Origin of the sequence: Anoxybacteroides tepidamans, assembly GCF_014201465.1 — a bacterium.
GTDB lineage: Bacteria > Bacillota > Bacilli > Bacillales > Anoxybacillaceae > Anoxybacteroides > Anoxybacteroides tepidamans.
Window position 1 is genome coordinate 44,623 of sequence record NZ_JACHEP010000023.1, and the last position, 7,882, is coordinate 52,504.

Annotated in this window: 6 protein-coding genes; 1 reads left to right on the plus strand and 5 read right to left on the minus strand. The window is 38.5% G+C overall.

The genetic code is table 11. The annotated features are described in order from the left end of the window. Nucleotides 1–32 precede the first annotated feature (32 nt). Both HNQ34_RS14605 and HNQ34_RS14610 read right to left on the minus strand, forming a co-directional pair. On the minus strand, nt 33–2,786 hold the full coding sequence (locus HNQ34_RS14605; protein WP_183255916.1) for a helicase-related protein: 2,754 nt from the start codon (nt 2,784–2,786) through the stop codon (nt 33–35). Between the two features lie 177 nt (nt 2,787–2,963). Continuing rightward, a complete protein-coding gene (locus HNQ34_RS14610) occupies nt 2,964–3,770 on the minus strand; it encodes an ABC transporter ATP-binding protein (RefSeq protein WP_183255917.1) in 807 nt (268 codons plus the stop codon). Nucleotides 3,771–4,415: 645 nt separating this feature from the next. Between HNQ34_RS14610 and HNQ34_RS14615 the strand changes: the two genes are divergently transcribed. Continuing rightward, a complete protein-coding gene (locus tag HNQ34_RS14615; RefSeq protein ID WP_183255919.1) occupies nt 4,416–5,624 on the plus strand; it encodes a chromate transporter in 1,209 nt (402 codons plus the stop codon). Between the two features lie 52 nt (nt 5,625–5,676). On the opposite strand, the gene arsC is transcribed toward HNQ34_RS14615, so the two are convergent. The 3 genes from arsC to HNQ34_RS14630 are packed head-to-tail and all read right to left on the minus strand — an operon-like array spanning nt 5,677 to nt 7,764. Beyond that, on the minus strand, nt 5,677–6,096 hold the full coding sequence (arsC, locus tag HNQ34_RS14620) for an arsenate reductase (thioredoxin) (RefSeq protein WP_183255920.1): 420 nt from the start codon (nt 6,094–6,096) through the stop codon (nt 5,677–5,679). 16 nt (nt 6,097–6,112) lie between these two features. After that, nucleotides 6,113–7,408, minus strand: coding sequence for an arsenic transporter (locus tag HNQ34_RS14625; protein WP_183255923.1), 1,296 nt, complete (start codon nt 7,406–7,408; stop codon nt 6,113–6,115). 11 nt (nt 7,409–7,419) lie between these two features. Further along, complete coding sequence (locus HNQ34_RS14630; protein ID WP_183255925.1) at nt 7,420–7,764, minus strand: ArsR/SmtB family transcription factor; 345 nt, start codon at nt 7,762–7,764, stop codon at nt 7,420–7,422. Nucleotides 7,765–7,882: the final 118 nt, after the last annotated feature.

A 7,882-nucleotide genomic window follows, 5' to 3' on the forward strand; every position in this document is an offset into this window, starting at 1 on the left:
TTATGCTCATGTGTCAATAGGTTGAGTTATTTTTAAAAATAGTCGTACCTATCATCATACATGCATCTATGGCAATGATCGCAATGCGGATACGGAAAATCCCATGGCAATACTTCGCCACAAATGCTACATTTTTTCATATAACTCGTCAAATTTTTAGATAGCACTTCAAATATTTTTTCAGAGATTTCTTCTTTCAGCAAAAATACCGCGTCTTCGTCAAAAGAAAGTGATTGTGAATAAGCAAATGACGTATACAACATTAGTTTTTTATAACTTTTTTCCAATTCATCGATCGTATCGGTTGAAGTGAATACAAGTGGCATGTTTATTTTTCGATCAAGAAGATACTCTTTAACCATTGTTAACCAGCAGTCGACCAAAAACGATTCTTCTATAGAAAACGGAATAGAGCAAAAAGAAAGCTTTTTCCAAAGGGAAAGTTCCATATCCATTTCATGCAACGCTTTTTCCAAAACGGCCACTTTTCTTTCCTGTTCGCTTAAATCATGAACTTTATAAGGGGTTCCTTTTAATTCTTTTTGATAGAAACCCCATGCACGTTTGAACAAATCAAATGATTCATAAGGGAACCGTTTCATTGATTCATTAGATATAGGAAGAAAACTATATTCAATAGGAGCTACTCTCGCCTGTAGCAATTGTTTGATTTTCTTTCGATTTTTTGTTGCATTGACGAACCCTTCATCATAAATCCCTTTTCTGCCCGCTCTTCCCGCTATTTGTTGAACTTCTTCCGCCTTTAACGTGCGAATCGTTTGCCCGTCAAATTTTTCGCTTTCCATAAAGATGACTCGTCGGATTGGAAGATTTAATCCCATACCGATCGCATCTGTGGCCACCAACACATCGGTTAAACCGGTCCGAAATTGTTTCACTTGTTTTCTTCTTGTTTCTGGAGGCATACTTCCATATAAAACTGAAACTTTATGCCCCTTTTTTACAAGCAATGCGGCAATATTAAGAACTTTCCGCTTCGAAAAAACGATTAATGCATCCCCTTTTTTCAAATCTCTTGGAAAATGAAAGGGATCTTCTTCCCAAATAAGGGGTGTCGTTCTTTCATGTTCAACCACTTCAAATTCGAATTGATGGTAATTTAAGAGGGTTTGGATAAAATTTGCTGCATACGGAGCAACAATAAGATGTATCTCTTTTGCCTTCACTCCAATAATGGCTTTTACCCAGGCCGATCCTCTCGTTTCATCTGATAACATTTGACATTCATCAATGACAACGACTTCAAATTCATCCGTTAAGTTAGCCGCTTCTACGGTTGCGCTAATATGAGTGCTGCCGTCTATAGTTTTTCTTTCTTCTCCTGTCACTAAAGCGCATTTGATGCCATGATGATTCATCTCTTCAAATTTTTCTAAAGCAAGCAACCGAAGAGGCGCCAAATACATTCCTTTTTTATCCTGAAGCAAGCGCTGAAGGGAATCATATGTTTTTCCCGAATTCGTCGGACCGACATGGATGATGTATTTTTTATTTCTGTATTGATTTGTTAGTGATAATGGGTTTTCAAAAATGTGTTTGCTCAGTTTTTTCAAATGGTCATTAAATCCCTTTGAATGAAGGAAAGATTGTTCGACTTCTTCGATCTCTGTAAACCATGTTTTTAACCAACGTTTTTTCTTATGAGGATTCCATTTAATCGAGCATTGATATTTTTTATTTAACATTTCTATGTAAATACATTCAATTTTAGACAAGATGGTGTCATATTCTTCTTCGCTTCTTCTTTTTTTGTCTGCTTTTTTGATAAAGGAAAGATAATTTCGCAGCTTGTCGAGAATCATGATAATCTCGTTCGGAGAACTACCATCAGATAAAGATTGTGATAATAAATCGCAAACTTTTAACCAATCATCGTATAAAGAAATGACTTCTTTTTTTGCCTTATCTAGCCATGTTTCTAATTCTTTGTCGATGATTGTTTCATACATTTTCCAAATAGAAGTTTGTTGAATGGTACGAATGGCTTGAAAGCGTGTTTTAAAATCATCACTGATCTCCGTTTCTGCATATTTTAAAATTCGCAACAAACGTTCATTGTCGATCGTATCAAAAAAAGTTTGCACCAGCTTTTCTTTCACTTCTTCCAAAGGAAATAATGTCCCCACAGCAAAAGAATCCGTTAGTATTGCTTCTCCGTTTTTCTCTTTAAGCCGTTTTTTTATGCTTTCTTTTTTCTCGAATAGCCAGTTTTCAACGTAATGGTTAAAAAAATCTAAATGATCCGGTTTTTGCGTTTGTTTGTATAATTGTTGAAATGAATTTTCTTGATTAGACATCAAAAACGAAATTTCATAATTACCAAAATCATCCAATAAATCAGATACGATATCATCAATTTCATGGTCCAATAAATGACGCAGTTCAAAGCCAATATCATCGATGTCCATTTCTTCCGCTTCATCTGCCGAACCTTGTTTTACGAGATAAGCACGCACCTCGTCTATTCCTAATTCCTCGACGGAATCTATAAGCAACCGATAGACAAACTCCTGTATTTTATCTTCACATTTGCTTAATAATGTAAATCGAAATTCATAGTATCCTTGAAATGGATAAATATCATCATCATCCCAAAAGTCACTTACTTCGCGAAATTTTTTGATCGTAAAATTTTTATTGTTTGCTATTGCTGACAATTCTTCTTTAATCAGCCTAATCATTTCTTCTTCCAAATTAGCAAACTGGCGATTCACTTGTTCTTGCAATTTTTGCATAATTTTTTCTGCTGTCACTTCTGTTTTCATCGAATTGGCGAAGGTCCTCCCAATCGCTTTTCCTCCCTCTACTTTTTATGCTTTATTTTACAATCAATCGGCTGCAGCAGCGAATTGTTTCAACTCTTCGTCATCCTGTCCATTTTGTAAGGGCACGATATTTGCCTGTCGCAGCTGGACAGCCGCCTCCGCTTTTCTTATGATTTGTTATGATCGCTGGAGCATGCTTTTCTTCTCGATCGAAACCCATGGCCGGTTATGTTCCCAACGGACGTTCATTCCTAATTGAAACGTTTCGGATAAATATTCGTCTGTTAATACTTCTTCTTTTTTTCCTGCGGCTACGATTTGCCCGTCTTTTAATAACAACACATGGGTCATTTCTTCGATAATTTCTTCAATATAGTGAGTGACATAAAGCACGTGACATGGTTGAGTGACGATAATTTCTTTTATTAACGCCAAAATTTCTTCCCGTGTTAAAATGTCTAATCCTATGGACGGTTCATCTAATATAAGCAGTTTCGGTTTGGCCATTAACGCCCTTCCGATCAAAACTTTTCTTTTCTCTCCCTGTGATAACGTATCATACGTTTTCCCTTTTAAATGATCAATTCGAAAAGAAGCCATGAGCTGTTCCGCTTGCTGGCGGTCTTCATGTGTTACCGTATGATACAATCCGATTGTGGCGAATTTCCCGCTCACGATAATATCTTCGACAGTTTCCGATTCCAATGTTTGATTAAAACGGTCAAGGGAGCTGCTGACAAATCCGATTTGTTTGCGAAGTTCTGGCAAGTTTGTTTTCCCGAATGTATGTCCTAAAACAGAAACTTCTCCTCTTGTTGGATATTGATAGCCTGAGACGATATTTAACAATGACGTTTTTCCTGAACCGTTTAAACCTAATATGACCCATTGTTCCTTTTCGCTGACTTTCCAATTGATATCCCTCAAAATAACCCGATTTTCTCTTACAAAAGACACATTTTTCATGCTGATAACCGTTTCCATTTCACACTCTCCCTCTACTTTTTGCTGGCGATTTGACATAGTTCTAGAACGCTATAATAGTGCCAAAAATCGTTTCGACACATTTCTTTTATTTACTTTCGACATTTTTCTAATTTGTTCCTTCATCTTTTTTAGTTCCTTTTATAGGTTTGCTCATTCTATCAAGAAAACGAAAAAGTCATCGGCCAACCGGCGAGATGTTGTTAGCGTTGCTTCGATCGATTCACAATGTTTTTCTTTTTGTGCAAGAAACGTTTGTTCGTATTCAGTGATAAGTGATATATGGTATCATAGATAAGGGTTGTAGTTATATCCGCTAAAATTCGATTGTTGCCAACCGATGAATAAGGCGAAACGATGCAAGCGATGAAACAAGCGTTGAATTTTGCGTCGAAAGTCGCTTACGAGCACAATTTGCTTTCTTCTTTATAAGAAGTTGCAATCGTTGGTGTATCGAGATTGCGACAATCTTGCGGACTGAAATCGCAAATGGCGTGCAATGTGTGTAGCATTGTCGCAGGAGCACACGCCAAATGGAGAGCGCACTCGTGCAGTTGATAACTGAAGCGAGAAATAAAGCATACGAACTATTTAAAAGAAATTAAGGATTAAAATTGAGAATGCAATTTGAAGGGAGAAATTGGTATGGATCATGAAGCATTAAACAAAGAAAACAATAGGACGTCCATACGGTCTTTGCTAGAAATATTGATGGTATCAACAAAATTGGGATTTACATCGTTTGGGGGACCAATCGCGCATTTAGGATACTTTCATGATGAATACATTCGTAGAAGAAAATGGATGGATGAAAAAAGTTATGCTGATTTAGTGGCGTTATGTCAATTTCTACCCGGTCCTGCAAGTAGCCAAGTTGGGATTGGGATTGGAGTAATGCGTGCAGGTGTGTTAGGTGGAATAGTTTCATTTCTTGGATTTACCTTACCTTCTGTCATTGCACTTATTGTTTTTGCATTGATTTTGCAAGAGTTAAATATCGGTGAGGCTGGCTGGATTCACGGGTTAAAAATCGTTGCAGTAGCAGTTGTTGCACACGCTATTTTAGGAATGGCCCAAAAACTGACACCAGATTTAAAAAGAAAAGCGATTGCTTTGCTAGCGTTAGTTGTAACTTTACTATGGCCAACAGCATATACGCAGGTGGGAATTATTATATTGTCAGCACTTATCGGCTATCTTCTCTATAAAGAACATAAAGAGAATGATGCTGCTAGAATAAACTTTCCCATTTCACGTGGCTTTGCATTAATTTGCTTAGCATTATTTTTTGGATTACTTATTCTTCTTCCTATTTTAAGGAAAGTCACTTCATTGCATTGGATTGCGATGTTTGATAGTTTTTATCGTTCAGGTTCTCTTGTTTTTGGAGGTGGACATGTTGTATTGCCATTGCTTGAACGTGAATTTGTACCAAATGGATGGATAAGCAAAGAAGCATTTCTTGCTGGGTATGGGGCTGCACAAGCAGTTCCGGGTCCATTATTTACATTTGCAGCATATTTAGGGGCAGTTATGAATGGCTGGTTAGGTGGCTTACTAGCAACAGTTGCTATTTTCTTACCAGCATTCCTTCTCATTTTAGGTACTCTACCTTTTTGGGACACTTTACGACGAAATCCGAAAGTGAATGGCGCGCTGATGGGAGTGAACGCAGCCGTAGTAGGTATATTAATTTCTGCATTTTATCAGCCTATCTGGATCAGTTCCATTTTATCACCGATAGATTTCGCTTTTGTTGCTATATTGTTTAGTATGCTAGTCTATTGGAAGCTACCTCCATGGATTATTGTATTAACAGGTGCAATTGGTGGATCACTTATGGCACTCCTTTAATTAATAAGAAAAAATCAGCCGAGACGATTCTTCTCGGCTGTCCATTTCATTCTTATTCACCTGTTTCCGCAAATTTTTTGATGCGCGCGCCGATTTCATCACGAACACGCTGGAAAACGGCCCATTTTTCTTCTTCTGTTCCTTCTGCTTTCGCTGGATCGTCAAATCCCCAATGGACGCGCTTCACGTGTGGCGGTGTTACCGGGCAATGATCGGCCGCATGACCGCATAAGGTGACAACTAAGTCGGCTTTGTTTAAAATTTCAGGATCAATCACATCAGATGTTTGGTTGGAAATATCAATCCCTACTTCTTTCATCGCTTTCACTGCGTTTGGATTTAATCCGTGCGCTTCGATTCCCGCGCTATAAACTGCCCATTCATCGCCTAAATATTTTTTTGCCCATCCTTCCGCCATTTGACTGCGGCAAGAGTTACCTGTGCATAAGAAATAAATAATTTTCTTTTTCATTTCCATCGACTCCTTTTTAGATGATGACTAACCATAGATAAAGTCCGACAAGCGTAATGAATAACGTAGGGATCGTTAAAATAATCCCGTTTTTAAAATACGTTCCCCATGTAATTTTCACTCCTTTTGTTGATAATACATGCAACCAAAGGAGGGTCGCTAACGAACCAATTGGGGTAATTTTCGGTCCTAAATCGGAACCAATCACATTGGCGTAAATTAATCCTTCGCGAATGATACCGGTTGTGTTCGTGTCGGCAATCGCTAACGCATCAATCATGACCGTTGGCATGTTATTCATAATTGATGAAAGAATGGCGGCAATAAAGCCCATCGAAACCGTTCCGACAAACAGTCCTTGATTGGCGGCTGCTTGAATAATATCCGCTAATACATTCGTCAAACCGACGTTTCTCAAGCCGTAAACAACGACGTACATTCCGATGGAGAAAAACACAACGGCCCACGGCGCTCCTTTTACTATTTGCTTTACATGAACAGCTGGGCTTCTTCTGCTGATGAACAAGAAAACAAGGGCTGTCGCTCCTGCAATGAAGGATACCGGAATGTTTGTAAATTCGCTGACAAAATAACCAATTAACAAAATACTTAAGACCACCCAAGAAAGCTTAAACATTTTATGATCTTTAATCGCTTCACTTGGTTTCTTCAAATGTGATAAATCGTATTGTTTCGGTATATTTTTTTGAAAATAAAGATATAGCACTAAAATGCTTGCGCCGAGAGAGACAAGATTCGGAACGATCATCCGCGCCGCATATTCGACAAACCCAATATGGAAATAATCAGCAGATACGATATTGACAAGGTTGCTGACGACAAGCGGCAATGATGTTGTATCGGCAATAAAACCGCTTGCCAAAATGAAAGGCAGCACACTCTTTTCATCAAATTGCAAGGCGCGTACCATCGCCAGAACGATCGGCGTTAAAATAAGCGCGGCTCCGTCATTCGCAAAAAACGCCGCAACTAAAGCGCCAAGAATGGAAACAAAAATAAACATCTTGATTCCGTTTCCGTTGGCCGCTCTTGCCATATGTAAAGCTGCCCATTCGAAAAAGCCAATTTCATCTAAGATTAACGAAATAATAATGATCGCAATAAAAGCAAGCGTCGCATTCCAGACGATGCTTGTCACATTCACTACATCGTGGAAATCAACTACTCCTGCTAACAACGCTAACAACGCGCCGCCGCAGGCAGACCAGCCAATGGACAAGTTTTTTGGCTGCCAAATGACCAGTACTAACGTGACAAGGAAAATCAATGATGCCAGTATGACGGAAAACAAATAATCACCCCTCACTCACACGATATCCGTGTTCCTTTTGTTTCAAGTTCTTTTATTTTTTCTTCTTGGCTTGGGATATGTGCTAAAATGTCTTGAATGAAGGCATACAGTTCATGTTTTTTGTTTACAGAATAAAAAATCCATTGCGCTTTTCTTGTTTCTGTCACTAAACCGGCATCTTTTAGCTTTCGAAGATGTTGGCTTATGGCCGGTTGGCTCATTTGAAACAATTCCACAAGTTCACAGACGCAACAATCTCTTTTGTCCAACAGCGCCATGATCGTGAGCCTTGTTTTATCGCCCAATAGTTTTAATATGCTTGCTGCTTCGTCTACACGTACAACAACTTGTTTCATTAAATCCCTCCCTTGCTCTTTGAGGTACTGTCAAAAGTTTTAAAGACGTACCCCGATTTTTTGTTGATTTTACGCAATGAATGATAAAAAAAGCTTGCCACCCCTGTTGTTTGCGGTA

Coding starts and splice junctions, on each gene's coding strand:
- HNQ34_RS14610 (WP_183255917.1), bottom strand. CDS start 3,770: ATGGAAACGGTTATCAGCATGAAAAATGTGTCTTTTGTAAGAGAAAAT.
- HNQ34_RS14615 (WP_183255919.1), top strand. CDS start 4,416: ATGGATCATGAAGCATTAAACAAAGAAAACAATAGGACGTCCATACGG.
- arsC (WP_183255920.1), bottom strand. CDS start 6,096: ATGAAAAAGAAAATTATTTATTTCTTATGCACAGGTAACTCTTGCCGC.
- HNQ34_RS14630 (WP_183255925.1), bottom strand. CDS start 7,764: ATGAAACAAGTTGTTGTACGTGTAGACGAAGCAGCAAGCATATTAAAA.
- HNQ34_RS14605 (WP_183255916.1), bottom strand. CDS start 2,786: ATGAAAACAGAAGTGACAGCAGAAAAAATTATGCAAAAATTGCAAGAA.